The following is a 24802-nucleotide window of genomic DNA, read 5'->3' on the forward strand; positions in this document are numbered from 1 at the left end:
GCGATTTGTGCAGTCATCTCAGCCATCGCGGGGGCCACCGCCAGGGAGACCTACCGCGTCCCCACGGCCGAGCTGGGCCTGCGCGCGTAGTCGTCCGGCGCATCCATCCCGGACGACATCGGTGGATCGCGACCTCGCTCTCCCGGCGTCGCCGTTGTAATGCAGACGGCGATGCCGGGATGCGAGCCAGGCCGCCCGCAGCTCGCGTCGATCGCGATGGGGACGGTCCGCCCTCGACATGGAACTGTCCGCCGGTGGTTCGGTGTGGGCCGCGCTGCTCCGACCGGGGTCGGGTACGAAGGCGACTACTCGTTCTCCAGGATCGCCTCGAGCGCGGGGAGGGCCGCCCGGATGCAGGCTCGCTCGGACCGTGCGGGTCGTGGTTGTCCGGGTCGTAGGAGATCGAGCCGCGGCCGTCGGCCTTCTCCAGCCCGTCGACCCGGTGCTCCAACCCGGGGGTGCCGGGGATCGCCCGCGGCCGCGCCAGAGTGTAGGAGTAGGCAGGTAGGGCCAGGACTCCCCGGACTTGTCGGGAGCGTTGGGTTCGGTCGCGAACCCGGGATCGACCTGCTCCAGAGTGGAGGCGTCGGAGACCTTCCACGGCTCGGAGCCGTTCGCCGGCGCGCCGTCGGAGAGGACCACGACGGGGTCCGGTACCTCGCGCTGATGGCGGCGGCCTCGATGGCGGCGTGGAAGCAGTCCCCCCGGGGACTGCGGCGCGATGATCGGCAGCGGCAGCTCCAGGGCGTACACCTGCAGATCATCGTCTCGCCGCAGCACAGCCCTCTCACCGCAGAGGCTCGCGCGCAGTCTCCGAGGCGAAGAACGACACGATGAACGACGGGATGATGGTGAGGACGAGGTAGAACCCGGGTATGAGTGCACTCCCGGTCGCTTCGCCCAGAAAGGTCGAGACGTAGGGTGCCGTTCCTCCGAAGATCGCCGACAGGAGGCCGAATGTGGCCGCTGACGCGGTGAATCGAATCGCCGCGGGGAAACGCTCGAGACCGGCCTGGAGTGCGTTCGCCTGAGCGGCGGCGGTCGGTATCGCCAGCAGCAGGAGACCGGCCACCGAGAGCACGACGCGACCACTCTGGAGCATCACGAAGGCAGGGTACGTCAGCAGAATGAAGCCGCCCGTGGCCAGACGCAGGACGACCCGCCGACCCAGAGCGTCGGAGAGGCGCCCGAAGAGCGGCACACAGACGAGCTGGACCGCACCCGCGACGAGGATGATGGACAACGACGCGGTCGCGCTGAACTTCATCTGGCTCTTGAGGTAGCTCGGCATGAAGGTCATGATGAGATAGAAGCTGACCATGACCGGCATGTAGTAGGCCGCCGCGACACCGATCTGCTTCAGGTTCGCCGTATCCCGCAAGGTGGATCTCAGCGGATGACGAACGTCTTTCCCCGCTTTTCGAATGCTCTCGAACTCCGGAGTCTCGGCCACCTTGAGCCGGATGTAGAGACCGACGATGCCCAGTGGTCCCGCCAGGAGGAACGGAAGGCGCCAACCCCACGACTGCATGGCCTCGGCGGGAAGGAACGCCGCCAGCGCAGCCGCGACCACGATTCCGGAGAGGAACGCACCCGTGGTGGCCACCTGGATCCAGCTCACCAGCGCCCCCCGACGGTTGGCGTGGGCATGCTCGGCCACGAAGATCGACGCGCCCGCGATCTCGCCGCCTGCCGACAACCCCTGCACGAGTCGAAGCAGGATCAGGACGACGGGAGCCGCGAGACCGATCGCGCTGTAGCTCGGGATGAGACCGATCAGGACCGTGGCCAGAGAGATCATCACGATGATGATCGACAGGGTGCGCTTGCGGCCGATGCGGTCGCCGACCGGGCCCCAGATCAGCCCACCCAGCGGACGCGCGACGAACGCGACGGCGAAGACCGCGAACGTGCTCAGCAACGCCGTGACGGAGTCGAACTCGGGGAAGAACACCGTCGCCAGGACCGGTGCCAGCGACCCGTATATGGCGAAGTCGTAGTACTCGACGAACGTGCCTGCGGTGGCCGACGTGACCACCCGTCGGATGGATCCACCCGTTCCCGAGGGTGGCGACGACGACTCTCGCGACCCGGTGACGTTCGATGTCATGTCCATGTACTGCTCCACAGGGTAGGCGCAGGGTGGGTGTCCGCCTGCGGTCAGAAGCCGGACCGCGACCGGAGCCGGTCCGTCTTCCACCGCAGGAGGTATCGCTCAAGGAGCGTCACGAGTCCGGTGAGGATGAGGCCCATCACGACGAGGACGAGGATGGCCGCGAAGACACCGGCCGTGTCGAACTGCCCCGCCGCGAGGTTGAGCAGATAACCGACCCCCTCGTTCGAGGCCACGATCTCTGCGGTCACCGCGGCGACGAGGGCGTAGGGGACGGAGATGCTCAGGCCGGAGATGATCCACGTCATCGCCGACGGCAGCGTCACCGTGGTGTGCAGCTGAACGGGTGACGAGCCCATCACCCTCAGGACGTCGACCAGCTCCCGGTCGACGTCGTGCACCCCCGCGAAGGTGTTGTAGAAGACCAGGAAGAACACGATCATCGCCACGAAGACGACCTTCGAGCTCATCCCCAGGCCGAACCAGAGGACGAACAAGGGTACAAGAGCGAGCCTCGGGACCGAGTTCATGGCGACGATGTAGGGGCGCAGCACCGCGCTCCAGAGTGGACTGATTCCGAGCAGGAAGCCGAGCACCAGACCGATGGCCGCGCCGAGTAGGAACCCGAGCACCGTCTCCATGGTGGTCGCGACGATGTTGGGGAGCAGCGTCCCGTCGGCGATGGAGTCGACCAGCGACGCCCAGATGTCGGACGGCTTGCTGACGTACAGCTGGTCGATCAGGGCCCACTCCGTGCGAGGTCTGCCGGAGACGAGCTCCCACATCCCCAGGAAGACGACCGCCACGCCGACCCGGAGGGCCAGTACGGTCCTGCGGTGCCGCCGCCGCGACCGCATCAGGGCCGTCCGGGTCGACTGCCCGGGGGGTGCGCTGTCCGCGCCGACAGAGGTGGCCGCGGGCTGGGTGTGAGTCGTCATGCCTGGACCGCGCCGTCGTCGAACTGGGCTTCGAGCTTGGACCACAGGACGTCCCAGGTGGCGATGAACCGTTCGTCTTTCCTGAGTGTCACGACGTTGCGCGGTCGCGGTAGGTCGACGTCCTCGATGTGGATGATCTGGCCCGGGCTGCGTCCGAGCACGACGACCTTGTCGGCCATCAGGATCGCCTCCTCGAGGTCATGGGTCACGAGCATCACCGTGCGGCGGTCCCGCTCCCAGATCGCCAGGAGCTCTCGTTGCATGACCAGGCGGAGCTGGGCGTCCAGCGGGCCGAACGGCTCGTCCATGAGAAGGCTGTCGGGCTTGTAGACGAGGATGCGGGCGATCGCGACCCGCTTCTGCATGCCGCCCGAGAGTTGGGACGGGAAGTAGTCGGCGAAGTCCTGCAACCCGACCGTCCTGAGGATGTCGTCGACCAACCGTCGACGCTCCGCCCTGGGAACGCGCCGGATCTCCAGCGCCACGGCGACGTTGTCCCGCACCGTGCGCCAGGGCAACAGGTTGTTCTGTTGGGTGAGGTAGCCGACCCGCGGGTTGATGCCGGCGACCGGCGTTCCGCTCTGGAGCACCTGGCCGGACGAGGGTGCCATCAGGCCCGCCGCCATGTTCAGCAGGGTGCTCTTGCCGCATCCGCTCGGCCCGATGACGGCGACGAAGCTCGCGCGCTCGACCTGCAGCGAGATGTCGCGGACTGCCGTGTGTGCCTGCCCGTCGGCCGACAGGAACTCCTTGGTGACCGAACAGAACTCGAACTCGACCTGCTGCGCCGGCGCGGCGTCGGAGGAGGTTCCGTCGGGCGCGACCAGGGTCCGCGGCGACCTCACTCGGCCGCCTCGGCCGTGACGAAACTGGTGTCGAAGACCTCGGCGAAGGTCGCCTTCGACGGGCCCTTGCGGTTGGGATTGGCGTTGGCCAGGTCGAGCTGAGCCTGGAAGCCCGCCTCCGTCGGCGCAGGCCCGCCGCTCAACGCGGGCAGGACCTGCTCGAACGAGCTCTGGTAGACCTTCGGGTCGAGGTCCTTGAAGTACGGTGTCGTGCTCATCGTCTTCATCACCTCGTCCGGATCGGCCTTGATCTCGTCGTCCGCCTTCGTGATCGCGTCGACGAACTTCTGGACCGAGTCGTGATGCGACTCGATGAACTCGCGTGTGGTGGCGAGATGGAAGAACGTGAGGTCCTTCAGCTGGGGCACCTCGCCGCCCGCGTAGTCGATCCACACCTCGCCGATGCCCTCGGCGACGCCGATCTGCGGATTGGGGAGAGTCGCGGTGTAGCCGTCGATCTGACCCTCGCGGAACGCCGCCAGGGAGGCGCTCGCATCCGGGATCGGCCGGATCGTCACGTCGCGGTCCGGTTCGAGGCCCGCGGAAGCCAATGTCGCACGGAAGCCTGCGTCGATCGAGGTCCCGGCCCCGTTCGTGCCGAGCGTCAGGCCCTTCAACGCCGCGACCTTCCGGTCGATCGGCGCGTCGACCGAGACCCCGGAGGCGGCGACCGCCGCGATGGCCTTCTCGGAGAGGACCAGCTGATACGTCGGCCTCGCGATGACCGCGACGGTCACGACGTTCGTCTGACCCGCGTCGTGGGCGGCGAGCACGCCCTCGCCCCCGACCATCACCATGTCGACCTGACCCGCCAGCATGGCCTGTACCGGCGCGACGCTGTTCTGAGCGAGCGGTAGCTCGGTGACCTTCAGCCCGGCGTCCGCGTAGAGTCCGCTCTGCATCGCGTAAAGGCCGGGCAGCGCGGTGAAGGACTTGGAGCTGTTCATGAAGCGGACCACGCCGTCGTCGGTGGTCGAGCCCGAGGTGGTACCGGCGCAGGCCGACAGCGCGAAAGCCAGTAGTGCGACCGGCGCCAACAGCAGCCGGAAACGGCGCCCTGGGGCGCTCGACAGTGTCTTCACCGAACCTCCTTGTGCGGCAGAAGTTTTCGAAGCAGTGCGTGGCGTCCGGGAGGACGGGGCCCGGGGTCGCCGAAATGCGATCGGGACCGATCTCGAACGGCGCGGTCGTGTGCCGGATGGAGGGCGGCTAGGAGGAGCCGGACTCGTCCTCCGTGATCGTGATAGCCGCCTCGGGACACACGCTCACGGCGTCCCAGGCCTCTGCTTCTCGACCCTCGGGCACCGCGACCGCGCTTCCTTTGACCTCCACATAGCCCTCGTCGTCCGGCGAGAGCCATCCGGTCGTCGCCAGCGTGTAGCAGCGGCCATGTCCGGTGCAGCGCTCGCCCGACACCGCCAGCCGCGCGCTCATCGCGGGGTCCGATCGACCGGCCAGGCGAGCGGCAGGGAGGTCAGGCTCAGCTGCGCACCCCGCTCCACGAGGGGCTCGTCCGTGTCGACATGGAAGTCGGGGATGGCACGCAGCCACTCCTCCAGCGCGACCTGCAGCTCGCTCCTCGCCAGGTGTGCACCGAGGCAGCGGTGCGGACCCGCGGCGAAGGCCAGGTTCGGGGTGGGCTTGCGGTCGAGCACGAACAGGTCCGGGTCGGTGTAGCGGCGGTCGCGGTTCGCGGCCGAGGTCATCCCGTAGACCATGTCGCCCTTCTTGAGCGGGCAGCCCTGGTACTCCTCGTCACGGGTGACCTTGCGGCCGTCCCCGTAGATGATCGTGTAGTAGCGCAGGACCTCCTCGACAGCGGTGACGACGAGGGCCGGGTCGTCGAGCACGCGCCGCCGGTCCTCGGGGTGCGTGGCGAAGTGGTAGAGCATCCATCCGATCTGCGCCCTGGTCGTGTCGAGGCCCGCCACCACCAACATGAAGCACAGGTCCAGCAGCTCGTCCTCGGTCAGCGGACGGGCAGGCTCGCCGTTCGGCGCCACCGTCGCCTGCACGAGGTAGGTGAGGATGTCGAACTCGGGATCCCGGGGCCGTGCGCGGCGCTCGGCCAGGGAGGTCCCGAAATACTCCTTGATCCTCGCATAGGCGGAGCCTGCCAGCTCCGGGGCGGCGCCGCTGTACCCGAGGAAGAAGTCCTCGACGACCTGCACGAGCATCTCGGTGTCCTCGGCGGGGAGGTTCATGAGGCCCAGGAAGACCTCGGTGGGATAGCGGATGGCGAACTCCGCGACCGCATCGCACCTCCCCGACGGCACGAGCTCCTCGATGTAGCGGCGACAGATCCGCCGCTGCTCGTCGGCGTTCCGCCGGACCGCCGCGGGTGAGAACCAGGGGTTCATCAGCCGACGGAAGGACGCGTGCTCCGGCGGGTCGACCCCGAGCGGCAGCCAGCTGAAGTGTGGCTCCGGGTTCCACGCGGTGACCGACTCCGTGGAGAACAGGTCCGTCCGCTGGTACATCTCCCGGACGCCGTCGTAGGAGGTGAACACCCAGAATCCCTGCGCGAGGGTGTTGAACAAGATGGGAGCCTGATCCCGCAGTCGCTTCGACTGTTCCCAGTAGAAGCCCGACTCGCGCTGTGGAGCCACGTCGAAGTGGACGACGGGGCAGCCGGTGATCTCACGGGGGGGCGAGCCGTTCGCCCGAACCGGCCCATCGTGGATTTGCGACATTACGACCTCCAGGGCCATGGAGCGCATTCAGCGGCGGAGAACGCGGACCGGCGAGCCCACCCGGCCGACCGTCGCATCCTCCGTTGGAGCGATAACCGAACGTATCGATCGAATTATTAGCATAGATAGATCTGTGAGCGCAAGCACTTCCCACGAGGCCGGGTCACTTGCCAGACCAGGCATGATCTGCCACTATCATACGTATAGATCGCATAGACACGGAGGTGGCGATGAGCCCGACCATCCACCACGACCGGCCGCCGCTCGTCGACTGTGACGTCCACCCGATGCTGCCGAGGGCCGAGGCCGTCTTCCCGTATCTGTCGGCTTCGTGGCGGCGCCACTTCGAGGCCCACGGAACCCGGCTGTACGCGCGCGCCCGGGACCGCTACAACCACCCGAACCGGACCCACCGACTCGACGCGGTCCCGAGCGACGGAGGACCCGCGGGATCGGACCGCGAGCTGACCGTGCGCTCGCACGTCACGCCCTACGGCATCAGCGCCGCGGTCCTGCTCCCCCAGGAGCCCTACGGGATCACCACCTGGTCCGACGCCGCAGCCGCCGCCGCGTTCACCTCGGCGACCAACGCGTACTTCGAGGACGAGTGGGTCGCCTACGACCCCCGATTCACGCTGGCCGTCACGGTGACGTCGCACGACCCGGCGGCCGCGGCCGCCGAGATCCGCCGCCGGGGCCGCGACGCGGGCGTAGTGGCGGTGCAGCTGTTGTTGGCCGAGCAGATGCTCGGCTCGCGGTGGTTCGACCCGATCTACGAGGCCGCGACCGAGCTCGGGCTGCCGATCATCTACCACCAGAGCGGGAACGAGGGCTGCTACACGACCTCACAGGGACCGGCGGGCGGGATCCCCCGCTCGTACGGCGAGCGGCACGTGGTCCTGACCCAGGTGGGCGCCGCCAACCTGGTCGACCTCGTCGTCGGTGGCGCGTTCGAGCGCTTCCCCGGGTTGCGGATCGTCATGGTCGAGTGGGGTTTCAGCTGGCTGACCAGCCTGCTCGCCCGGATGGACCACCTGTGGACCACCGACCCGGCTGCTGCGCCTCTGGTGCGGCGGCTGCCGAGTGCGTACGTGAGCGAGCACGTCACCTTCACGACCCAGCCGCTCGACGAGACGGACACCGTTCAGGAGCTGGAGGCGCTGTTCGCCCTCCCCGGCATCGACTCGATGCTGCTGTTCAGCTCGGACTACCCCCACTACGACACCGACGACCCCGACTTCGTACTCAAGCGCATTCCGAGGTCCATGCGGGACCGGGTCTGTTACGAGAACGCGGTGGCGACCTTCGGAGAACGGATACTGGCAGCGCGCGGATAGCGGAGTCGGCCAGTCCCCTCGAGAATCGGACTCGCATGTTGATCGATGTCGACCGCCACGTCGCGGTCAGCCGGTACCAGGACCTCTTCCCCCACATGACGCTCTCCTGGCAGAAGCACTTCGAGCGCGAGGAGTGGATCGGGTCGGCGGCCGTCGCCTCCGACCACGTCCGTGTCTCCGACCGCCTCCGCCACGATCCCGAGCCGTCACCCAGCTCCCCGCCCGACGGATCGGTCCAGCTGCTCCTGCCCCACCAGGGGCTCACGGTCAACGGCTGGGCCGACCACGTCGCCGCCCGCTCGTTCCTCGCCGCACTCAATGGCTACGCCCAGGCGACCTGGTCCTCCCCCACCTCGAGGCCGGTCGTCGTGCTGTCCCCGTTCGACGTCGAGTGGTCGGTCGAGGAGATCGCCCGACACGACGACGCGGACATCCCCGCGGTGGCGCTGCCGCTGGCGGGCCCGATGCTGGGCTCCGACCGGTGGAGCCCGATCTTCGCCACTTGCCAGGAGCGGGACATCCCGGTGGTCGTGCACTTCTCGGGCGTCGAGGGACGCTATCTCGGGGCACCGCCCCTGTCCGGTGGCGCCCACGCGAGTGCCTACTCCCGGCTGACGCTCATGCCCCACCTCGCCGAGTCCACCATCGCCAGCCTCGCGTTCGAGGGCGCCTTCGCCCGGTTCCCCCGCCTGCAGATCCTCGTCACCGGCTTCGGCTTCACCTGGCTGCCCTCGTTGCTCTGGCGCCTGGACCGTGAGTGGCGGACCTTCCGGCACGACGTGCCGTGGGTGACCACGCCGCCGAGCGATGCCGTGCTCACGTCTCTTTGGTTCAGCACCTGGCCGGTCGCCGAGGCCGCCGATCCTCGGCAGTGGGAGGACACGTTCACCGATCGACTCCGCGGGCGCGTCCTCTACGGCTCGCACGCCCCGCACGGGGGCGACGGAGTCGCCGACATTCTTCGTGTGCTGGGAGCCGACTGGCCGGCGCGGCTGGAGCTGAACTCGCAGGCGGCGCTGCCCCGTCTGCACACGGTGGTGGCCTGACATGGAGGACACCGTGGAGAAGGCGGTCGCCGAGCACTTCGTCGGCAGAGTCGAGGACCTGCCGCTCAACGAGATCCACCCCGTCGTCGTGGAGGGCCGCTCCATCGGCGTGATCCGCACCGTCGGCCGTGTCTACGCCATCGGCAACCGTTGTCCGCACCAGGGTGCGCCCATGTGCGCCGGACGGGTCGGCGGGACGATGGCGCCCTCGGAGCCCGACGAGTACGTCTACGCGCACGACGGCCTCATCGTGCAGTGCCCGTGGCACGCTTACGAGTTCCACATCGACAGCGGACGCAGCGTCGCGGCCGCCACCAGGGGCCGGGTGGCGACCTACCGCGTCACCGTCCGCGACGGCGACGTCTTCTGCACGCTGACGGCGCCCGGCTCGGGAGGTACCCCGTGAGGATCTACGTCGACCAACTCGACTGCACGGGTGCAGGGCAGTGCGAGCAGCTGGCGCCCGACGTGTTCGCCCTGCTCGACGATGGCCTCGCCACCGTTCGTGACGCCGACGGGGAGCCCATGGCGGACGGCGGGGCACCATCCGGTGCCGTCGTCGACGCATCGCGTACCGCCCGCGTCCTCGACGCCATCGACGTCTGTCCCGGTGCCTGCATCCGACGGCTGCCGGACTGACCCGGCTGCCGACGAGACGAGAGAGGTCCCCGGGCGGGTTCGCCCGGGGACCTCTCTCGGCGCGGTGGGCTCAACCGGCCTCGACCACGACCATCCCGTCCTCCTCGGTCGCCGGGAAGACCCGGACGCGCTGCCGCCGGTCGACGCCGCAGATCCCGTCGCTCGCATCGAACTGGAAGCGATGCCAGGGACACCGCACGTGGAACTCGCCCGACATCCGGACCTCGCCGATCCCGTCCGAGGCGACGGTCTCCTCCAGGACGCCGCCCGACAGCTTCGCACCCCGGTGAGGACAACGGTCGGCGACCGCGCCCACATCGCCGACCGGAGTCCGTAAGACCACAATCGGCGTGCGGCCGAGGACGACGCCGCGCATCTCCCCCCGGGACAGGTCGACGGACTTGCACACCTCGTACCTCATGCCGTGACGCCGCTAAGCCGTGGGAAGGTCGCCAGTGCGTTCCGGAAGAGGACGGCCTCGCGCATCGCGTCCGGCAGCGACTCCGGAAAGGTCTTCGCGGCGTCGTCGGCGTCGTAGTGCGGATAGTCCGACGAGAACAGGAACAGCTCGTCGGTCTCCAGCTCCTCCACGAGGCGCTTGTACTCCGACGGTTTCAGCTCTCCCATCGGCTGGGTGGACAGCCGCACGCTCGCGCGGACCGCCTCGCTGGGCAGCCGCCGCACCCACGGCACCTCGGTGGAGAACTCCCGGAGGTTCTCGTCCATCCGCCGCATGTGCCACGGCAGCCAGCCCAGGGAACACTCCAAGAACAGGAACTTCAGTCCGTCGAACCTGTCGAGCACCCCGTTGAACACGAGGCTCGTCAGCTGGCTCATCGCCGCCTGCGGGGCGGCGAGGACGTGCCACTCGGCGAAGTAGCGCGGGTAGCCCAGCAGTGTGGGCGTGGGGGCGCCGTGGTGGAAGGTCACGACGAGGTCGTGGCGCGCCGCCGCCTCGTAGATCGGGTGGTAGTAGGGGTCCCCGTACTGGCGGTCGCCGACCGTGGGCATGAACACCTGCACCATGCCGGGGTGGGCCGCGACCCGGTCGATCTCCCGCACGGCGCTCGCCGGGTCCGCGGCGACGACGTGCACCGAGCCGCGGAGGCGAGGCTCCTTGTCCAGCCACTCCGCGATCTGCCAGTCGTTGTAGGCGCTCGCCAGCGCGGTCGCGAACTCGAAGGAGGCTGCCATCGCCGAGAAGTGGAAGAACCCGTTCAGGATCGCGAGCGAGGTGTCCGACTCCTCGAAGAGGTGATGACGCATCGCCTCCACCGACACCGCCGCGGGCCCGTACTTCGTGGACCAGTCGAGCCGGTCCCCGCCCTTCAGCGCGTAGGGGAAGCCACCCTTGATGTAGCCCGACTTGAAGTCGTAGTCGGTGACGTAGGAATGCCACGGTTTCGCGAGGTAGGGCAACAGGACGTCGGTACCGGACAACCGTTCGTGGACATCGGAGTCGATGACCGTCGTCGGCGCAGCTGCACCCATTCCGCTCTCCCTGACCGTTGGCGTGTCGACCCGTCTCGACGTGCTCATGTCCTGAACTCCTCCTCGTCCCCGCCACGGCGGCGCGTGCCGGTGGAGCGGGCCGCCAGGGCCTGTTCGTCGACCACCGGGTAGTTCCCGAGTCCCGCTGCGACGACGACCGGAGGGGCCAGGAACTCCGGCGCCAGCCGGGGTGTGCTCCCGGGCCCGTACCGCTCGCCGTCGACGGGCCAGAGATATCCCTCGAGCTCGTCGGTGCCCTTCCCGAGCACGTCGCCGGTCGCCTCGAAGTGGTCCATCACCGCGGGAAGGCCGTAGCGCTGGACCGGGCACACCTTCATGCACACGGCACAGCCCTCGGCCTGCGCGACGACGGGCAGGCACCGCTTCGTATTGATCTTGGCCTTCTCCACGCCCCGGTGGAACCGGCGGTTCTGGGGGATCGCGCCGGAGGGACAGCGCCGGACACAGATCCGGCACTTGTCGCAGAGCCCGGTGATGCCGAAGTCCACGGGTCGCCCGACCGGGAGCGGAGCGTCGGTGTCGATGCCGATCAGACGACAGCGGGAGCCCGCGAAAGGGGTGAGCAGCTGCCCGTTGAGACCCAGCTGGCCCAGGCCGGCCTCGACCCCGTAGTGGATCATCATCGCGCTGCCTGCCGGGTCGTGCAGCATCGCCCGGTAGCCCCGTGCCTTGAGGTGGTCGACCAGCTCGGCGGCCCGCTCGATGAGCTCACCGTAGGTGCTCAGCGCGGTCCGCTCGGAGCGAGTGGAGGGGATCCGCTGCGTCGACTCCCAGTTCTGCTCCTGCACGCACACGATCACCCGGTCGCCCACCCGCTCGTGGACGTGCTCCTGGAAGACGTAGCGCGGGTCGTAGTCGGCGAAGCCGATGGCGCTGATGCCGGACCCGGCGGCGAGGGCACGCAGCTCCGCGGCCAGGACCTCGTCGGCGAGTGTCGCGCCGGGCCTCGGCTCGGCGGGGGTCGGCTCGGCGGGGGTCGGTTCGGCGGAGGTCGGTTCGGCGGAGGTCGGCTCGCGATCGACGGCGGGGGGTTGCGAGGCGTTCTCGACCCGGATTCGCCGCCGGGCCCGTTGGAGCACCGGCGCCGCGAGCAGGTGAGAGGCCCACATGTGGCTACGCATGAAGAACATGGCGTCGGAGTAGATCCGTGCGAAGTCCCGCAGCGGGTGCTCGTGGAACGCGGCCCAGGCCTCGTCCTGTCGCCGACGGATGCCGGGGACCGTCCTCAGCTCGTCGGGTGGCGGCTTCAGGCTGGCGAAGTCCCACGGTTGCGCCGGGGACCGGGTCGTGGTGCGCAGGGCGAGCGGGAGCAGGGGGACGTGGCGCATCCGCCGCGACTGGCTGATCCGGCCGATCACCCGGTAGAACAGCGCGGACGCCCGCTCGCGCAGAGGCAGGCTCATCGGACGGTGACCGGGGCGGGCTCGCCGAGCAGGACGGCGTCGAGGGCGACCCGGTCCAGGACCGGCCGGCGGTAGCCGTTGATCGCGGTGCCCGCCTGGATACCGGCCACGGCGACGAGGGATCCCTCGTGTCCGTAGGCGACGACGAGTCGGTCACCGTGGTGCTCCACGACCTCGGCGCGGTCGTGACCGGCGGTCGAGCCGATGCTCTGGATGCGCATGCCGAACTGGTCCGACCAGAAGTACGGCGCCGTGGAGAAGCCGGCCGGGTCGTGCAGGCCGAGCAACCTGGAGGCGGCGTAGGCACCCTGGTCGAGCGCGTGGTTCCAGTGCTCGACGCGCATCCGCCGTCGGTAGAGCGGATTCCACCAGCTCGCGACATCGCCCGCGCCGACGACGTTCTCGGCTCCCTCCACCGCGCAGGTGGCGTCGCACCGGACCCCGTCGGCGACGTCGAGTCCGGACCCCGCGAGCCATGCCGTCGCGGGCACCGCGCCGGTGGCGAGCAGCACAACGTCGGCCTCGACGCGCATGCCGTCCGACGTTCTGACGGCGGTGACCGCGCCGTCGGGACCGACCTCGACCCCGTCGACCATCACCCCACATCGCAGCCACACCCCGCGGTCGGCGTGCACCGTGGCGAGGTGCTCGCCGAACCGGGCGCCGAGGACTCGTTCGAGCGGAACCCCGGCGGCCTCCAGGACGGTGACCTCCTTGTCGAGCCCGCGGAGCACCGCCGCGACCTCCAGGCCGATGAAGCCGGCGCCGACGATCACCACCGACTGCGCCTCGGTGAGCGCGGCCCGCAACGCCACCGCATCGCTCAACGAGCGCAGGACGTGGGCACCCCGCACCGTGCCGTAGGGGCTCGGCCGGGCCTCGGTGCCGGTCGCGATGACGAGGCCGTCGAACGGGAGCTCCCGCGCGGCGCCGTCCGAGACCGCCCGGACGGTCCGCGCCGCCAGGTCGAGCCCGACGAGGGTGGTGCCGCCGAGCAGCTCGAGTCCGAGGTCGTCCGGGAAGCGCACGGCGGCCGTGGTCCGGTCGACCTTCCCCGTGAGCATCCCCTTGGAGACCTCGGGCCTGCGATACGGTGCGTGCTCCTCCGTATCGGCCAGGGTGATCGAGCCGGTGAAACCGGCTCGACGCAGGTGTCGGGCGGCGCTGAGCCCCGCCGTCGACGCTCCGGCGACGACGACCCGCTGCGACGGGTCGCCCACGGTCAGGTGTGTCATCGATTCTCCATCCGGTGGTCGCGGTCCACCGACCGCGCCAGCACGAGGCTCGCCACCCGGTAGTCGGGCAACGTCACGACGGTGCCGTCCACCACGGCCGCGGGGTCACCGCGGTCGACCGCGGCCTCGTAGGCGCGGCAGGTGGTCTCGGCGCGGGCGACCTCCTCCGCCGAGGGGCGGAAGGTCTCGTTCACCACCGGTAGGTGAGCCGGTGAGACGACGACGCAGCCCGAGTACCCCAGCGCGGCCCACGACCGGACGAAGGCCGCGACCTTGGCCAGGTCGCGGTACTCCGGGATCAGGGTCCCTCCGGTCGCGAAGAGGTCGTTGGCGGCCGCTGCCACGGCGATCTTGGCGCGCACGTAGTGGTTGGCGGGCGCGAACAGGTCGTCGCCCGACTCGGCGAACGGTCGCGATCCCACGTCGGCGGCATAGTCGACGTAGCCGAAGTGTAGGCCGACGACGTTCCGTTCCGCCGCGATACGCTCGAGGTCCAGAACGGCCGCGGCCGTCTCGATCATGACGTAGAGACCGTGCGCCGTCCCTCGGGAGCTCAGGATCTCGCGGGCCTCGGCCAGCTCGGCGGCGTCGCGGACCTTGGGGTAGCAGACGAGCACATCGGCGTCGACCTCGGAGAGCGCCTCGAGATCGGCGCGACCCCACGGCGTCGCCAGGTTGTTGGTGCGAACGACGACGTGGCGGTCACCGAAGTACGACCGGTCCGCCAACGCCTCCACGACCCGACCTCGCACGTGGTCCTTCATCGAGGGTGTGGCTGAGTCCTCGAGGTCGAGCATGATCGCGTCGGCGTCCACCTCGGGGACCTTCGCCCAGTACCGGGGCTTGAGGATCGGCACCTCGAGGACAGAGCGCATGCCGGCGTAGCGGCGGCGTCCGCCGAGCGGAGTCGTCATGTCAGTCCCGTTTCAGGAACTCGGCCACTGCAGCGGTGAACTCCTCCGGCTGCTCCCGCGGGATGTAGTGGCCGGTGTCGAACCAGCGCACTGTGGCCGCGGGCAGGGCCGCCGCGAGCTTGTCCACGCCGTCCTCGTCGATGATGTGGCTGCGTCGCCCGGCCATCACCAGGGTCGGCATCACCAGGTTCGCGGTCAACGACCACAGGTAGCCGATGTCGGGCACGCTCACCGACCCGGTGATCCACTGGACGTCCGGGTCGGCCTTCGGCACCAGCTTGCCCGCCCAGTTGCGGCGCAGCTGGTGGCGGACGTGCAGGTCGATGAACTCCGCGCGCCACTCGGGGTGGAGGTCGACGTAGTACTCTCGCGCCTCGGCGTCGTCGCGGAAACCCCTGATCGAGGTCGCGGACCGGACGAACTCGCGCATGGCGAGCGCACCTGCGCGGGTCGTCTCGGGTCCGGCGTCGGACAGGACGAGCGACCGGACCGTCGCCGGTCGCTCCCCCGCCACCGCCATGCCCACCCGCACTCCCAGCGAGTGGCCGACGAGGTCCACCGGGCCGAGCCCGAGGGCCTCGATCAACCCGTGGACGTCGTGGGCGAGGGAACGGACCCGGTAGCCGGCCCGTGACCAACCACTGTCGCCGTGGCCCCGCAGGTCCACGGCGATCACGTGGTACTCATCCGCCAGCTGTGCGGCGATGGGGTCCCACGTGTGGCACTGGACGTTGAGTCCGTGCAACATCAGCACGGGTGGCGCCGAGGCCGAGCCCCATTCCGTGAAGTGGATGGGCAGTCCGTCGATCTCGACCCACCCGTCCGCATACCGCTGCGTCATTGCACTGCCTTTCCGCACGTCGTCGGTGTCGGTCGGTCGAGTGGTCAGCAGACGGAGCTGCTCTCGGCGCTGCTCAACCCGCTGTACACCCCGTACCGCTCGCCGATCCCGCCGTGTGGAAGGGCAGCCTCGATCGCGGCGAGCTCCGCGTCGGTGAGGGTGACGTCGGCGGCAAGGAGGTTCTCCTCGACCCTGCCACGGGTCTCCATGCTGGGAATCGGGATCACCCGCGGTCCCCGGGAGAGCAACCACGCGAGCGCGAGCTGGGCGGAGCTGAGCCCCCGTGCCCCGGCGATCTCGGCGACCGCGTCAACCAGCTCGAGGTTCCTGGCGAAGTTCTCGCCCTGGTAGCGAGGGAGCCTGCGGCGGAAGTCGTGCTCGCTGAAGTCCTCCGTCGAGCGGATCCGGCCGGAGAGCATCCCGCGGCCGAGCGGGGCGAAGCACAGCAGACCGATTCCCAGCTCGTCGAGTGTCGGCAGCACTTCGGCCTCGGGGTCGCGGGTGAACAGCGAGTACTCGTTCTCGACGACCGCGACCGGGTGGATGGCGTGCGCCTTGCGGAGGGTCTGCATCCCGGGCTCGGACAGCCCGAGGTACCGGACCTTGCCCTCGGCGACCAGGAGCGAGAGCTCGCCCCACACGTCCTCGATCGGCACCCGAGGGTCGACCCGGTGCTGGAAGTAGACGTCGATGTGGTCCGTCCGCAGCCGCCGCAGAGAGCCCTCGCACGATGCCCTGATCGTCTCCGGCCGGCCGTCGACGACCATGGACCCGGAGTCGATGTCGAAGGTCAGCCCGAACTTCGTGGCCAGCAGGACGTCGCCCCGCCTGCGCTCGACGACCCGGCCGACGAGCTTCTCGTTCGAATGGTCTCGCCCGTAGGTCTCGCCCGTGTCGAGCAGCGTGACACCGAGGTCGATCGCCCGGTCGAGCGCCCGGGCAGACTCGGTCTCGTCGACGGGACCGTACGTCGACTCGGTCAGGCCCATGCAGCCCATGCCGATCGCCGAGACGCACAGACCCTGGCCGAGCTCGCGAAACTCCACAGTGAGCCTCCTTCGTGAGGTGATGACGACGGTTCCGGGGCAGGCTCAGATGGCGCCGCTGTCGGCCAGCCGCTCCATCTCGAGCACCGACTTGCCGAGCAGGACCTGGTAGACGTGGTCGTTGTCCTCCCCGAGGGTGGGCGCCGTCCGACGGACGCTCCCGGGATGGTTGGTCATGCGCGGGAAGACCCCCTGCATACGGACCTGACCGAGCTCGGGATCGGCCAGCTCGACGACGCTGTCGCGCTCCCGGAACGTCTCGTCCTTCAGGATGTCCTCGACCGTGTAGATCCGGGACGCCACGACCTCCAGCCGCGCCATCACCTCGAGGCACTCGGCGAGGGGCCGCCGGGCGATCCAGTCCCGGACCAGCCCGTCGAGGTGCTCGCGCCTGGCGACCTGCTGCGCCGACGTCGCGTAGTCCTCGAGCGGCTCCCCGACCAGCTCGGCAACGTTGCGGACCGAACGCGGGGTTCCCGAGGTGACCGTGAGCCACTGTCCGTCGGCGGTCTGGAACGTGTTGATGACCGCGGCGGGGGCGGCGGGGAGCCGGTTGCCGACCCGACCGGGGACCTCCCCGAGCTGGTCGTAGAAGATGACCTGCCACTCGATCAGCCGATAGAGGCCGTCGTACAGCGCGAGGTCGATCCACTCGCCGGCGAAGTCGGGGTCCTGGGAGCGCCGGTAGAGAGCGGCCTGGACGGCGTAGGCGCCCATGAGCCCGGTCACGGAGTCCCCGTGCGAGAACCCAGTGTGGGTGGGCGGACCGTCGGGGAAGCCGGTGATGTTCACGACGCCGCTCATGGCCTCGCCCACCTTGCCGAACCCCGGCTCGTTCCGCCGCGAGGACGTCGCTCCGAACCCGGTCACCTGGAGGAACACGACCTTCGGGTTGAGTCGGCGGAGCGAGGCGAAGTCGAGCTCCCACCGCTCGAGGGTGGCCACGCGGAAGTTCGTGATGACCACGTCGGCCCATGCCGCGAGCTCGCGGGCGACCTTCCGCCCCTCCTCGGTCCGGAGGTTGAGCGTGACCGACCGCTTGTTGCGTGCGGCGACCTTCCACCAGAGGTGCACGCCGTCCTTCGCGGGCCCGGCGTACCGCTGGGAGTCACCCAGGCCGGGATCCTCGACGTGGACGACCTCCGCTCCCAGATCCGCCAGCAGGGTCCCGGCCAACGGACCGGCGATGACGTGTGCGAACTCGACGACCTTGAGGCCGGACAGGGCACCCTCTGGCATCTTCTCCACCTTCATCGGCGAACCAAGCTATCTATACGCACGATACGGATGGAACGCCTAGATAGCAAGCCTAAGGATCGCCTCGGGTGCGCCTACTCCCAGGCCAGACGGCTGGCCCGGAACTCCGGCGCAGTCTGCCGGACGCGCTCGACGTAGTACTCCATGTGCGTCCTCATGAGCCGTTCGGCCGTGTCGGCGTCACCTCTCACGATCGCCGTGCAGATCTCCTGGTGCTCCAGCTCGATGCTGGGGTCGGTCGTCGCGTGTCCGACCCCGGTGCCGACCAGCCGGCTCGTGTACAGCTCCTTCAGCGCCGTGGACACGAGATCGAGGACCCTGTTCCCCGTCATCGTGGCGAGCACGTAGTGAAAGTCGTTCGCCGCCTCGAGGTACTCGCGAGAACCGCCGGACACCGGGGCCTGGGCGAGAGTCGCGCGAAGCAGCTCGGCCGACTCCGGAGTGCAGTTCTCGGCCGCCAGCCGAGCCACCATGGGCTCGAGGAAGAGCCTCGTCTGCACGAGCTCCTCCATCGTCGCGCCGCGAAGGCTCAGGTAGAGCGACAGCGTGCGGCTCACATTGCGTGGGTCGATGGCGGTGATGAAGGGTCCGCCCTTCGGGCCCGCCCGAAGCTCGATCAGGCCGTGGACCTCCAGGATCCGGAGAGCCTCGCGAACCGATCCGCGACCCACGCCAAAACGCTCGACCATCGCTGCTTCGTTGGGGAGACGGTCGCCCGGCCCCAGCCCGGCGTCGATGATGTCCTGCACGAGCGCTGTGGCGATGCGTTCCGAGGTCTTGACGGCCCGCGTGAGCTGACCCCAGCTCGGCGCGGACATCCGCTCGAACGGGTTCGCCTCCACGGTCCGGGTCGACGGCCGGTCGTGCGTCTCGTCGCCCCGCCCAGGTCCGACATCCATGCTGACGCGCCTCCGCCGACAGGGCGACCGCCCGAGGACGGTTGCCAGCTACTCAGATCTATACGTATAATACGCATTATACACCGCAGCTGCAGACCCCGATGGCGCGCCGGGCGGAACAGCCCGAAAGGGCAGCGGTGACGCACGATCTGAGGCTGGCCGATGACCTTACGAGATGTCGCCTGGGACAACGTGTCGGTGACCCGGGCGAACGGTATCGTGGAGCTTCGGTTCCATACCGGAGGCGGTTCGCTGCGCTGGACCGCCCAGGCGCATCGGGACGCCACCGAGGCCTTCGCGTTCGCCGCGACCGATCCCGACATCAAGGTCCTGATCGTGACGGGCACCGGGGACGACTTCTGCACGGAGATCGACACGACGGACTTCGCCGCGCTCCCCTGGGACCACATCTGGTGGGAGGGCCGTCGGATGCTCCGCAACCTGAACGACGTGGAGGTGCCGGTCATCGGCGTGGTGAACGGCCCCGCGACGATCCACTCGGAGATCCCCGTGATGGCCGACATCGTGCTGGCCGCCGACGAGGCGAGCTTCGCGGACCATGCGCATTTCAAGTACCGCGACACGATCCCCGGCGACGGGATCAAGCTGGTCTGGGGCGAGCTGCTCGGCCCGACCCGGACGAAGTACTGGCTCCTCACCGGGCAGTCCATCGGCGCCCGTGAGGCCCTGCAGATCGGCTTCGTCAACGAGGTGCACCCCCGCGGTGCGCTCCGGGCGCGCGCCTGGGAGCTTGCGACCGACCTCGCCTGCCGTCCGGTTCCGGTCCTCCGCTACGCGAAGGCAGCGCTGACCATCGGATTCCGCCGCGACTTCAACGAGGGGCTCAGCCACGGTCTCGCGGTACAGGGAGGCGCCTACTGGGCCCGCGGTGGCATGACAGCAGATCGGGTAGCCCAAGACAGTACGGACGGCAGGGCGACCCACGGAACGTGACCAGGGCTGCCACGAAGGTCAGCAAGGCGTCGGAGGCACCCGGGGGCGGAACTCTAGACTTCAGCCTGGATCCGCAGAGGAACGGCGCTGGTGGATCGGCGTGTGAACGAGGGAAGTGCCCATTGAGCTGGGACGATAGGTGTTCCTAGGCACAGATCAACCCGGCTCAATGAAGGGCACTTCCCCATGAAAGTGTCGCATAGATTCACGGCCGGTTCGGCGCGGTTCGACGAGGACGATCTCGTGTCGCACGCGGGGCTGGTGCCGTTGCTGGAGCTGGCCCGACAGACCGCCGCGAGGTCACCGCCTTAGCCTTGTCCCGGTCCTCGACGTCGGCCTTCAGCCGGTCGCCGCCCTCGGCGGGCGGCTCAGGGCGCCGCATCCGGCTCCTTGACCTCGTCGGTGCGCAACAGTGCCGGCCGCCGTCGCGACCGTCCCGGTCGCGGGTCCAGCAGGGCGAGGGCGCGGTCACCCACCACGCCGAGTCGGTCGATCTCGGCGCGCCGCGGCTCGGGCCGGGGGGCGGGGTGCGGGCAGGCTCATCGATCGACGCCGATGAGCCGGCCGGGTCGATGGACGAGGGGGCCGTGCCGCCCCTCCTGTGGGAGACTGCGGCTGGACGGGAGTACCGATGCCCGCATGGTTGCAAGCGATCCTGGTCGTCGCCGCCGTGATGGTCGCGTCGTGGCTCGTGCTGATCGTGCTGGCCCGTCGACTGCCGCCGGGGCTCGCCAAGGACCTGGCCGCTTTCCTGCCCGACTGCGTGACCACCGCGCGGGTCCTGCGCCGCGACCCGCGCGTGCCCCGCCGGGCCAAGGTCGCCGTCGTGTTCGCGATGCTGTGGGTGCTGTCGCCGATCGACCTGCTCCCCGAGTTCCTGCCGGTCATCGGCCCGCTGGACGACGTCATCGTCGTCGCGCTGGTGCTGCGGTACGCGGCCCGCAGCGTTCCCCGACAGGTCCTCCTCGACGCCTGGCCGGGCGAGCGTCGCCTGATCGAGCGGCTGGTCGGCCCGGGGCGCCGGGCCCAGCCACCGCCACCGGGGTGACGCTCCTCAGTCCACCTCGATCGGGGCCTCCCCGAGCACGGTGAAGCTGACGACCCAGTAGACCACGTACAGCGCCAGCAACAGGACCCCGTGCCATCGCCGCAACCGACCCCTCCAGATGAGGAGGGCGGACAGCGCAGTCATGCCCACCAGCACCGGGAGGTGCCAGGTCAGCACGTCGTCGTCGACGACGACGGTGCCGCCGACCAGCAGGATGATGCCGAGCTTGGCGGTGACGCCGAAGACGACGCTGCCGAGGACGTTGCCGACCCCGATCTCGGGCGCTCCCCGCCGGGTGGGTTCCACCGACAGGACGATGTCCTCGATGGTCAGCACGAGGGTGGCGATCGTGGCACCGAAGACGGTCGCCCCGATCTCGTAGCCCTCGACGATGCCCTCGGTCCCGGAGCTCATGAGGACGGCACCGGCCAGAACACCGACGAGAGCGAGCACCGCGAAGCCGACGAACGACCATCCCGGGAGCGGCCGATCCTTGACGAACGGCGCCGTCACCCTGAAGGCCGGCTCGTCGGTCGGCTCCGCCGTGTTGTCCCCGGTCCCCCCGCCCGCCCCGATGTGCTCCAGGATCTCGGCGTTCCGGAAGACCGGGGTGGTGCTCCGCAGCTCCCGGTGGGCGACGTAGCCGATGAACGCGACGAACAGCAGTACGAGGATCACACCGTGCACCGGGGTCAACGGCGAGATCAGCACGAACGGAACCACGACCAGCGGCGACACGGCGAACAACAGGACGTAGCTGCGAGGGATGTCCACCCTGGTCGGAGCGACGAGGACGGTGAGCGCGAGCACGATCCCGGTCATCGCCACGGCGGTGCCGAACACCGTGCCGAGTGCGACCTCGCCGAGGTCCTCAACGTTGAGCACGACGCCGAAGGCGACGTCGTCGAACTCGATGCCCGTGAAGACGATGGCCAGCAGGAACACCGACACGTGCAGCCCGGCGGCCGCGCCGACCAGGTAGACGATCAGCTTCTCGGCGCTGTACACGAGCACGGCCGCGCCGACCACGAAGAGCAGGATCGAGGTCACTTCCCCTCCTCCGGTAAGCGATGCGGGCGGGGCACGAGCTGCAGGTCGATCGGCCGTCGGTCGTTGGCGGCCCGCACCGCGTCGGCCACCAGGTCGTGGTCGGGTGAGAGGTGGCAGACCGGGTCGGTGCGGGCGGCGTCGCCCGTCAGCTGGAACGCCTGGCAGCGGCAGCCGCCGAAGTCCCGCTCGCGACGCTCGCAGCTCCGGCAGGGTTCGGGCATCCAGTCCGTCCCCCGGAAGGCGTTCATGACCGGCGCCTCGGCCCAGATCCAGTCCAGCGCGGCATCGCGCACGCTCGCCCGCGGCAACGGCAGCGACTGGGCGGCCGGACAGGGGAGGACGTCACCGTCGGGCGTCACGGTGAGCTGCCGGGAGGCCCAGCCGCCCATGCACGGCTTGGGGTAGCGGCTGTAGTAGTCGGGGACGACGTAGAGGACGTCCATGCGGTCCCGCAACCGCTCGCGGGCCGCTCGCACGACGACCTCGGCGGCCTCCAGCTGGGCGCGGCTCGGCAGCAGCGCCTCCCGGTTGACCCGGGCCCAGCCGTAGTACTGGGTGTTGGCCAGCTCCACCCGGTCGGCGCGCACCTCCTCGGCGAGTCCGAGCACGTCGGCGACGCGGTCGATGTTCTGCCGGTGCAGCACCACGTTGACGGTCAGCGGCCAGCCCAGCTCCTTGACCACGCCCATCGCCTCGACCTTGCGGTGGAAGGAGGGGGTGCCTGCGATGCGATCGGACACGGCCGGTTCGTCGGCCTGGATGCTGATCTGCACGTGGTCCAGGCCGGCGGCGCGCAGCTGCTCGGCCCTCGACCGCGAGAACCCGAGAGCGCTGGTCACGAGGTTGGTGTAGAGGCCCAGCCCGTGCGCCTCGGCCACGATCTCCACCAGGTCGCGCCGCAGGAGGGGCTCCCCGCCGGAGAGGTGGCACTGCAGCACACCGAGGTCGCGGGCCTCGCCCAGCACCCGTCGCCACTCGTGCGTGGCCAGCTCGTCGGAGTAGTCGGCCAGGTTCAGCGGGTTCGAGCAGTACGCGCAGGCCAGCGGGCAACGGTAGGTGAGCTCGGCCAGCAGCCCGAAGGGGCTATCCATCGGTGGTCTCCCCGGCGAGCTCCACCCATCGCCGGGCCACGAGCCGGGACAGGAACCGCAGCACCTCGTCGTCCGGGACGGTCCCGAACCGCAGGCCCAGCTCAGCGACGATCTCGGCCACGGTGCGCCGTCCGTCGCAGAGCTCGAGGATGCTCGCGCCACTGCCGCGCAGCACGACCACGGTCTCCGGGAGCTGCAGGATGTGCCGCTGCCTGGTCCGGCAGAACGACATCCGCACATGCCGGGCGAGCCGAGGGCGGACCCCGTCGGACAGCACCGGGTCGGGCGGCTGGGGGCCGGGCGGCTGGGGCCGGGTCGGGATGCGGTCCGGCGCGGTCATTCCGGGTAGGCCTTGTCGATCGCGTCCATGAGGCTCCAGAGCACGTCGCACTTGAACGCGAGCGCGTCGACGGCGCGGGCCCGGGACTCGGCGGACACGCAGTGTGTGGTGACGACCTCGAGAGCGTGCTCGCAGTCGCGGGGCGCCTGGTCGAGGCGGGCACGGAAGTAGGCGAGGCCCGCGGGGTCGATCCACCCGTACCACCGCTCGAATGCGGCCAGCCGCTCCGCCATCAGGTCGGGGGCGAACAGCTCGGTGAGCGACGACGCCACCGCCTCCACCCAGGGCCGCGTGTGGGCGAAGGTCACGTATGCGTCGACCGCGAACCGCACGCCGGGGACCAGGTGCCGATGGTCGGTGATCTCCTCACGGGTCAGCCCCGCGGCCGTGCCCAGGCGCAGCCACGCCTCGATGCCGCCCTCCCCGGGCCGTTCTCCGTCGTGGTCGGTGATCCTGCGGATCCAGCGCCTGCGGACCTCGACGTCGGGGCAGTTGGCGAGGATCGCCCCATCCTTGCGGGGGATGTTCTCCTGGTAGTAGAAGCGGTTCGCCACCCAGCCCTGGATCTGCCTGCGGGAGAGCCGCCCGGCGTTCATCCGGACATGGAACGGGTGCTGGTCGTGGTAGCGCCGCGAGTGGGCCCGCAACGTCTCGACGAGGTCGTCCTGGATCGTGCTGGTCACGCGTCTACACCTCCACCTCGAGGCCGTCCATCGCCACCTCCGCGCCGTGCTCCTCGACGATCCGCCGCTCGGGCGTGTCGTCGAGCAGGATCGGGTTGGTGTTGTTCATGTGCACGTAGATCGCCCGGCCCACGCCCAGCGACGGGAGCTGGGCGAGGCTGCCGTCGCGGCCTTCGACGGGTAGGTGGCCCATGTCCCGGGACGTCTTCCCGGGGACCTCGTCGTCGCACCAGCAGGTCCCGTCGATCAGCAGACACCTGCAGCCCGCGATCTCGGTGCGCAGCGCGGCCGTGAGCGCCTGCACCCCCGGCAGGTACACCAGCGTTCCCCCGGTGCGCTCGTCGGTCAGCCGGTAGCCCACGACGCGGCCGTGATCGACGCCGAGCCCGAACCGGTCGTGCTTCGTGGTGGGCACGTCGAACGCCCGGCACGACAGCCCGTCCGCCAGGGGCAGGTCGGCGCCGGGCACCACCGCCCGCCAGTCGACCGCGCAGTACCGCTCGAGCGTGCGCAGCACCCCCGAGCCGTCGCAGAGGGTCGTGCGCACCGCCGCCGTGGCGTAGAGCAGCACCGTCCGGGCCTCGCGCAGGAGCAGCAGACCCAGCGTGTGGTCCAGCTCGGCGTCGGTGAGCAGCACCGCCGCGATCGGGGTCGCCCGCGCGCCGTGCGGATGCAGGGCGGGAGCGGCCTCGATCTGGGTGCGGACATCGGGTGAGCAGTTGATCAGCAACCACCGTTCGCGATCGGCACTGACCGCGATCGACGACTGCGTGCGGACAGGACCGCCCCGGACGCGGACGGCGGTGCAGACCCGGCATCCGCAGTTCCACTGGGGGGAGCCGCCTCCGGCCGCCGAGCCGAGCACCCGCACCCACACCCCGCACCCCCGTTCCACCGGAGAGCCCGGCTCCTCGGCCG

The 24802-nt window shown here is 69.8% G+C and carries 26 protein-coding genes and 1 pseudogene; 6 read left to right on the top strand and 21 right to left on the bottom strand.

Going from position 1 to position 24802, the window contains the following annotated elements; translation table 11 throughout:
- Positions 1–376: 376 nt before the first annotated feature.
- From ABD993_RS17190 to ABD993_RS17220, 7 genes and pseudogenes are all read right to left on the bottom strand, one after another.
- Positions 377–741, bottom strand: a pseudogene (locus ABD993_RS17190) (2-oxoacid:acceptor oxidoreductase subunit alpha); the annotation flags it as partial.
- A 46-nt stretch (positions 742–787) separates the two neighbouring features.
- Entirely contained in the window at positions 788–2038 is a 1251-nt protein-coding gene (locus ABD993_RS17195; RefSeq protein WP_345418934.1) for an MFS transporter, read from the bottom strand.
- 122 nt (positions 2039–2160) lie between these two features.
- Positions 2161–3051, bottom strand: coding sequence for an ABC transporter permease (locus ABD993_RS17200; protein WP_345418937.1), 891 nt, complete (start codon positions 3049–3051; stop codon positions 2161–2163).
- Positions 3048–3896 (bottom strand): ABC transporter ATP-binding protein, encoded by an 849-nt coding sequence (locus ABD993_RS17205; protein ID WP_345418940.1) that lies wholly within the window; start codon positions 3894–3896, stop codon positions 3048–3050. Before ABD993_RS17205 ends, ABD993_RS17200 begins: the two co-directional genes overlap by 4 nt.
- Positions 3893–4978: an ABC transporter substrate-binding protein gene (locus tag ABD993_RS17210; protein ID WP_345418943.1), complete on the bottom strand. Its 1086-nt coding sequence runs from the start codon at positions 4976–4978 to the stop codon at positions 3893–3895. Before ABD993_RS17210 ends, ABD993_RS17205 begins: the two co-directional genes overlap by 4 nt.
- A 127-nt stretch (positions 4979–5105) precedes the next feature.
- Complete coding sequence (locus ABD993_RS17215) at positions 5106–5330, bottom strand: ferredoxin (RefSeq protein WP_345418946.1); 225 nt, start codon at positions 5328–5330, stop codon at positions 5106–5108.
- Positions 5327–6436, bottom strand: a complete 1110-nt coding sequence (locus ABD993_RS17220) for a cytochrome P450 (RefSeq protein ID WP_345418949.1) — start codon at positions 6434–6436, stop codon at positions 5327–5329. Before ABD993_RS17220 ends, ABD993_RS17215 begins: the two co-directional genes overlap by 4 nt.
- 383 nt (positions 6437–6819) lie before the next feature.
- Here ABD993_RS17220 and ABD993_RS17225 point away from each other — a divergent pair, with 383 nt between their 5' ends.
- Genes ABD993_RS17225 through ABD993_RS17240 form a run of 4 tightly spaced genes read left to right on the top strand, consistent with a single transcriptional unit; the run spans position 6820 to position 9611 of the window.
- Entirely contained in the window at positions 6820–7926 is a 1107-nt protein-coding gene (locus ABD993_RS17225) for an amidohydrolase family protein (protein ID WP_345418952.1), read from the top strand.
- Positions 7927–7961: 35 nt separating this feature from the next.
- Positions 7962–8972 (top strand): amidohydrolase family protein, encoded by a 1011-nt coding sequence (locus ABD993_RS17230; protein ID WP_345418955.1) that lies wholly within the window; start codon positions 7962–7964, stop codon positions 8970–8972.
- A gap of 1 nt (position 8973) precedes the next feature.
- Complete coding sequence (locus tag ABD993_RS17235; RefSeq protein WP_345418957.1) at positions 8974–9378, top strand: Rieske (2Fe-2S) protein; 405 nt, start codon at positions 8974–8976, stop codon at positions 9376–9378.
- Entirely contained in the window at positions 9375–9611 is a 237-nt protein-coding gene (locus ABD993_RS17240) for a ferredoxin (RefSeq protein WP_345418959.1), read from the top strand. Before ABD993_RS17235 ends, ABD993_RS17240 begins: the two co-directional genes overlap by 4 nt.
- A 70-nt stretch (positions 9612–9681) precedes the next feature.
- On the opposite strand, the gene ABD993_RS17245 is transcribed toward ABD993_RS17240, so the two are convergent.
- From ABD993_RS17245 to ABD993_RS17285, 9 genes are all read right to left on the bottom strand, one after another.
- Positions 9682–10032, bottom strand: a complete 351-nt coding sequence (locus tag ABD993_RS17245; protein WP_345418962.1) for a Rieske (2Fe-2S) protein — start codon at positions 10030–10032, stop codon at positions 9682–9684.
- A complete protein-coding gene (locus ABD993_RS17250; RefSeq protein ID WP_345418965.1) occupies positions 10029–11102 on the bottom strand; it encodes an amidohydrolase family protein in 1074 nt (357 codons plus the stop codon). The genes ABD993_RS17245 and ABD993_RS17250 overlap by 4 nt, the downstream gene beginning before the upstream one ends.
- A gap of 44 nt (positions 11103–11146) precedes the next feature.
- Positions 11147–12526 (bottom strand): 4Fe-4S dicluster domain-containing protein, encoded by a 1380-nt coding sequence (locus ABD993_RS17255; protein ID WP_345418968.1) that lies wholly within the window; start codon positions 12524–12526, stop codon positions 11147–11149.
- Positions 12523–13761, bottom strand: a complete 1239-nt coding sequence (locus ABD993_RS17260; protein ID WP_345418971.1) for an NAD(P)/FAD-dependent oxidoreductase — start codon at positions 13759–13761, stop codon at positions 12523–12525. The genes ABD993_RS17255 and ABD993_RS17260 overlap by 4 nt, the downstream gene beginning before the upstream one ends.
- Complete coding sequence (locus tag ABD993_RS17265; RefSeq protein ID WP_345418974.1) at positions 13758–14675, bottom strand: HpcH/HpaI aldolase/citrate lyase family protein; 918 nt, start codon at positions 14673–14675, stop codon at positions 13758–13760. The genes ABD993_RS17260 and ABD993_RS17265 overlap by 4 nt, the downstream gene beginning before the upstream one ends.
- A gap of 1 nt (position 14676) precedes the next feature.
- Complete coding sequence (locus tag ABD993_RS17270) at positions 14677–15516, bottom strand: alpha/beta fold hydrolase (protein WP_345418977.1); 840 nt, start codon at positions 15514–15516, stop codon at positions 14677–14679.
- Positions 15517–15560: 44 nt separating this feature from the next.
- The gene (locus tag ABD993_RS17275) at positions 15561–16562 is read right to left on the bottom strand and encodes an aldo/keto reductase (RefSeq protein ID WP_345418980.1); all 1002 of its coding nucleotides are present in this window, start codon (positions 16560–16562) and stop codon (positions 15561–15563) included.
- 45 nt (positions 16563–16607) lie between these two features.
- Complete coding sequence (locus tag ABD993_RS17280) at positions 16608–17801, bottom strand: CaiB/BaiF CoA transferase family protein (protein ID WP_345418983.1); 1194 nt, start codon at positions 17799–17801, stop codon at positions 16608–16610.
- A gap of 92 nt (positions 17802–17893) precedes the next feature.
- Positions 17894–18718, bottom strand: a complete 825-nt coding sequence (locus ABD993_RS17285) for a FadR/GntR family transcriptional regulator (protein ID WP_345418986.1) — start codon at positions 18716–18718, stop codon at positions 17894–17896.
- A 162-nt stretch (positions 18719–18880) separates the two neighbouring features.
- Between ABD993_RS17285 and ABD993_RS17290 the strand changes: the two genes are divergently transcribed.
- Together ABD993_RS17290 and ABD993_RS17295 are read left to right on the top strand one after the other, a co-directional pair.
- Positions 18881–19672, top strand: coding sequence for an enoyl-CoA hydratase/isomerase family protein (locus ABD993_RS17290; RefSeq protein WP_345418989.1), 792 nt, complete (start codon positions 18881–18883; stop codon positions 19670–19672).
- Between the two features lie 631 nt (positions 19673–20303).
- Positions 20304–20720 carry a YkvA family protein gene (locus ABD993_RS17295; RefSeq protein ID WP_345418991.1) on the top strand — a complete coding sequence of 139 codons (417 nt, stop codon included), beginning with the start codon at positions 20304–20306 and terminating at the stop codon, positions 20718–20720.
- A gap of 6 nt (positions 20721–20726) precedes the next feature.
- Here ABD993_RS17295 and ABD993_RS17300 read toward each other — a convergent pair whose 3' ends face one another.
- The 5 genes from ABD993_RS17300 to pqqB are packed head-to-tail and all read right to left on the bottom strand — an operon-like array spanning position 20727 to position 24779.
- A complete protein-coding gene (locus tag ABD993_RS17300; RefSeq protein WP_345418994.1) occupies positions 20727–21770 on the bottom strand; it encodes a sodium:calcium antiporter in 1044 nt (347 codons plus the stop codon).
- Positions 21767–22861 (bottom strand): pyrroloquinoline quinone biosynthesis protein PqqE, encoded by a 1095-nt coding sequence (gene pqqE / locus ABD993_RS17305; RefSeq protein ID WP_345418997.1) that lies wholly within the window; start codon positions 22859–22861, stop codon positions 21767–21769. Before pqqE ends, ABD993_RS17300 begins: the two co-directional genes overlap by 4 nt.
- Positions 22854–23201, bottom strand: coding sequence for a pyrroloquinoline quinone biosynthesis peptide chaperone PqqD (pqqD, locus tag ABD993_RS17310; RefSeq protein ID WP_345419000.1), 348 nt, complete (start codon positions 23199–23201; stop codon positions 22854–22856). Before pqqD ends, pqqE begins: the two co-directional genes overlap by 8 nt.
- On the bottom strand, positions 23198–23884 hold the full coding sequence (gene pqqC, locus ABD993_RS17315) for a pyrroloquinoline-quinone synthase PqqC (protein WP_345419003.1): 687 nt from the start codon (positions 23882–23884) through the stop codon (positions 23198–23200). The genes pqqD and pqqC overlap by 4 nt, the downstream gene beginning before the upstream one ends.
- 4 nt (positions 23885–23888) lie before the next feature.
- On the bottom strand, positions 23889–24779 hold the full coding sequence (pqqB, locus tag ABD993_RS17320) for a pyrroloquinoline quinone biosynthesis protein PqqB (protein ID WP_345419006.1): 891 nt from the start codon (positions 24777–24779) through the stop codon (positions 23889–23891).
- Between the last annotated feature and the right edge of the window lie 23 nt (positions 24780–24802).

The organism is Pseudonocardia xishanensis (genome assembly GCF_039541715.1).
In the GTDB taxonomy this organism is placed as follows: domain Bacteria; phylum Actinomycetota; class Actinomycetes; order Mycobacteriales; family Pseudonocardiaceae; genus Pseudonocardia; species Pseudonocardia xishanensis.

Excerpts from the sequence above, each read along its gene's own strand:
- ABD993_RS17270 (WP_345418977.1), bottom strand. The coding sequence starts at position 15,516 with ATGACGCAGCGGTATGCGGACGGGTGGGTCGAGATCGACGGACTGCCC.
- pqqD (WP_345419000.1), bottom strand. The coding sequence starts at position 23,201 with ATGACCGCGCCGGACCGCATCCCGACCCGGCCCCAGCCGCCCGGCCCC.
- ABD993_RS17230 (WP_345418955.1), top strand. The coding sequence starts at position 7,962 with ATGTTGATCGATGTCGACCGCCACGTCGCGGTCAGCCGGTACCAGGAC.
- ABD993_RS17235 (WP_345418957.1), top strand. The coding sequence starts at position 8,974 with ATGGAGGACACCGTGGAGAAGGCGGTCGCCGAGCACTTCGTCGGCAGA.
- ABD993_RS17250 (WP_345418965.1), bottom strand. The coding sequence starts at position 11,102 with ATGGGTGCAGCTGCGCCGACGACGGTCATCGACTCCGATGTCCACGAA.
- ABD993_RS17200 (WP_345418937.1), bottom strand. The coding sequence starts at position 3,051 with ATGACGACTCACACCCAGCCCGCGGCCACCTCTGTCGGCGCGGACAGC.
- ABD993_RS17285 (WP_345418986.1), bottom strand. The coding sequence starts at position 18,718 with ATGGATGTCGGACCTGGGCGGGGCGACGAGACGCACGACCGGCCGTCG.
- ABD993_RS17295 (WP_345418991.1), top strand. The coding sequence starts at position 20,304 with ATGCCCGCATGGTTGCAAGCGATCCTGGTCGTCGCCGCCGTGATGGTC.
- ABD993_RS17225 (WP_345418952.1), top strand. The coding sequence starts at position 6,820 with ATGAGCCCGACCATCCACCACGACCGGCCGCCGCTCGTCGACTGTGAC.
- ABD993_RS17280 (WP_345418983.1), bottom strand. The coding sequence starts at position 17,801 with ATGCCAGAGGGTGCCCTGTCCGGCCTCAAGGTCGTCGAGTTCGCACAC.
- pqqE (WP_345418997.1), bottom strand. The coding sequence starts at position 22,861 with ATGGATAGCCCCTTCGGGCTGCTGGCCGAGCTCACCTACCGTTGCCCG.
- ABD993_RS17255 (WP_345418968.1), bottom strand. The coding sequence starts at position 12,526 with ATGAGCCTGCCTCTGCGCGAGCGGGCGTCCGCGCTGTTCTACCGGGTG.
- ABD993_RS17245 (WP_345418962.1), bottom strand. The coding sequence starts at position 10,032 with ATGAGGTACGAGGTGTGCAAGTCCGTCGACCTGTCCCGGGGGGAGATG.
- ABD993_RS17260 (WP_345418971.1), bottom strand. The coding sequence starts at position 13,761 with ATGACACACCTGACCGTGGGCGACCCGTCGCAGCGGGTCGTCGTCGCC.
- ABD993_RS17265 (WP_345418974.1), bottom strand. The coding sequence starts at position 14,675 with ATGACGACTCCGCTCGGCGGACGCCGCCGCTACGCCGGCATGCGCTCT.
- ABD993_RS17215 (WP_345418946.1), bottom strand. The coding sequence starts at position 5,330 with ATGAGCGCGCGGCTGGCGGTGTCGGGCGAGCGCTGCACCGGACATGGC.
- ABD993_RS17290 (WP_345418989.1), top strand. The coding sequence starts at position 18,881 with ATGACCTTACGAGATGTCGCCTGGGACAACGTGTCGGTGACCCGGGCG.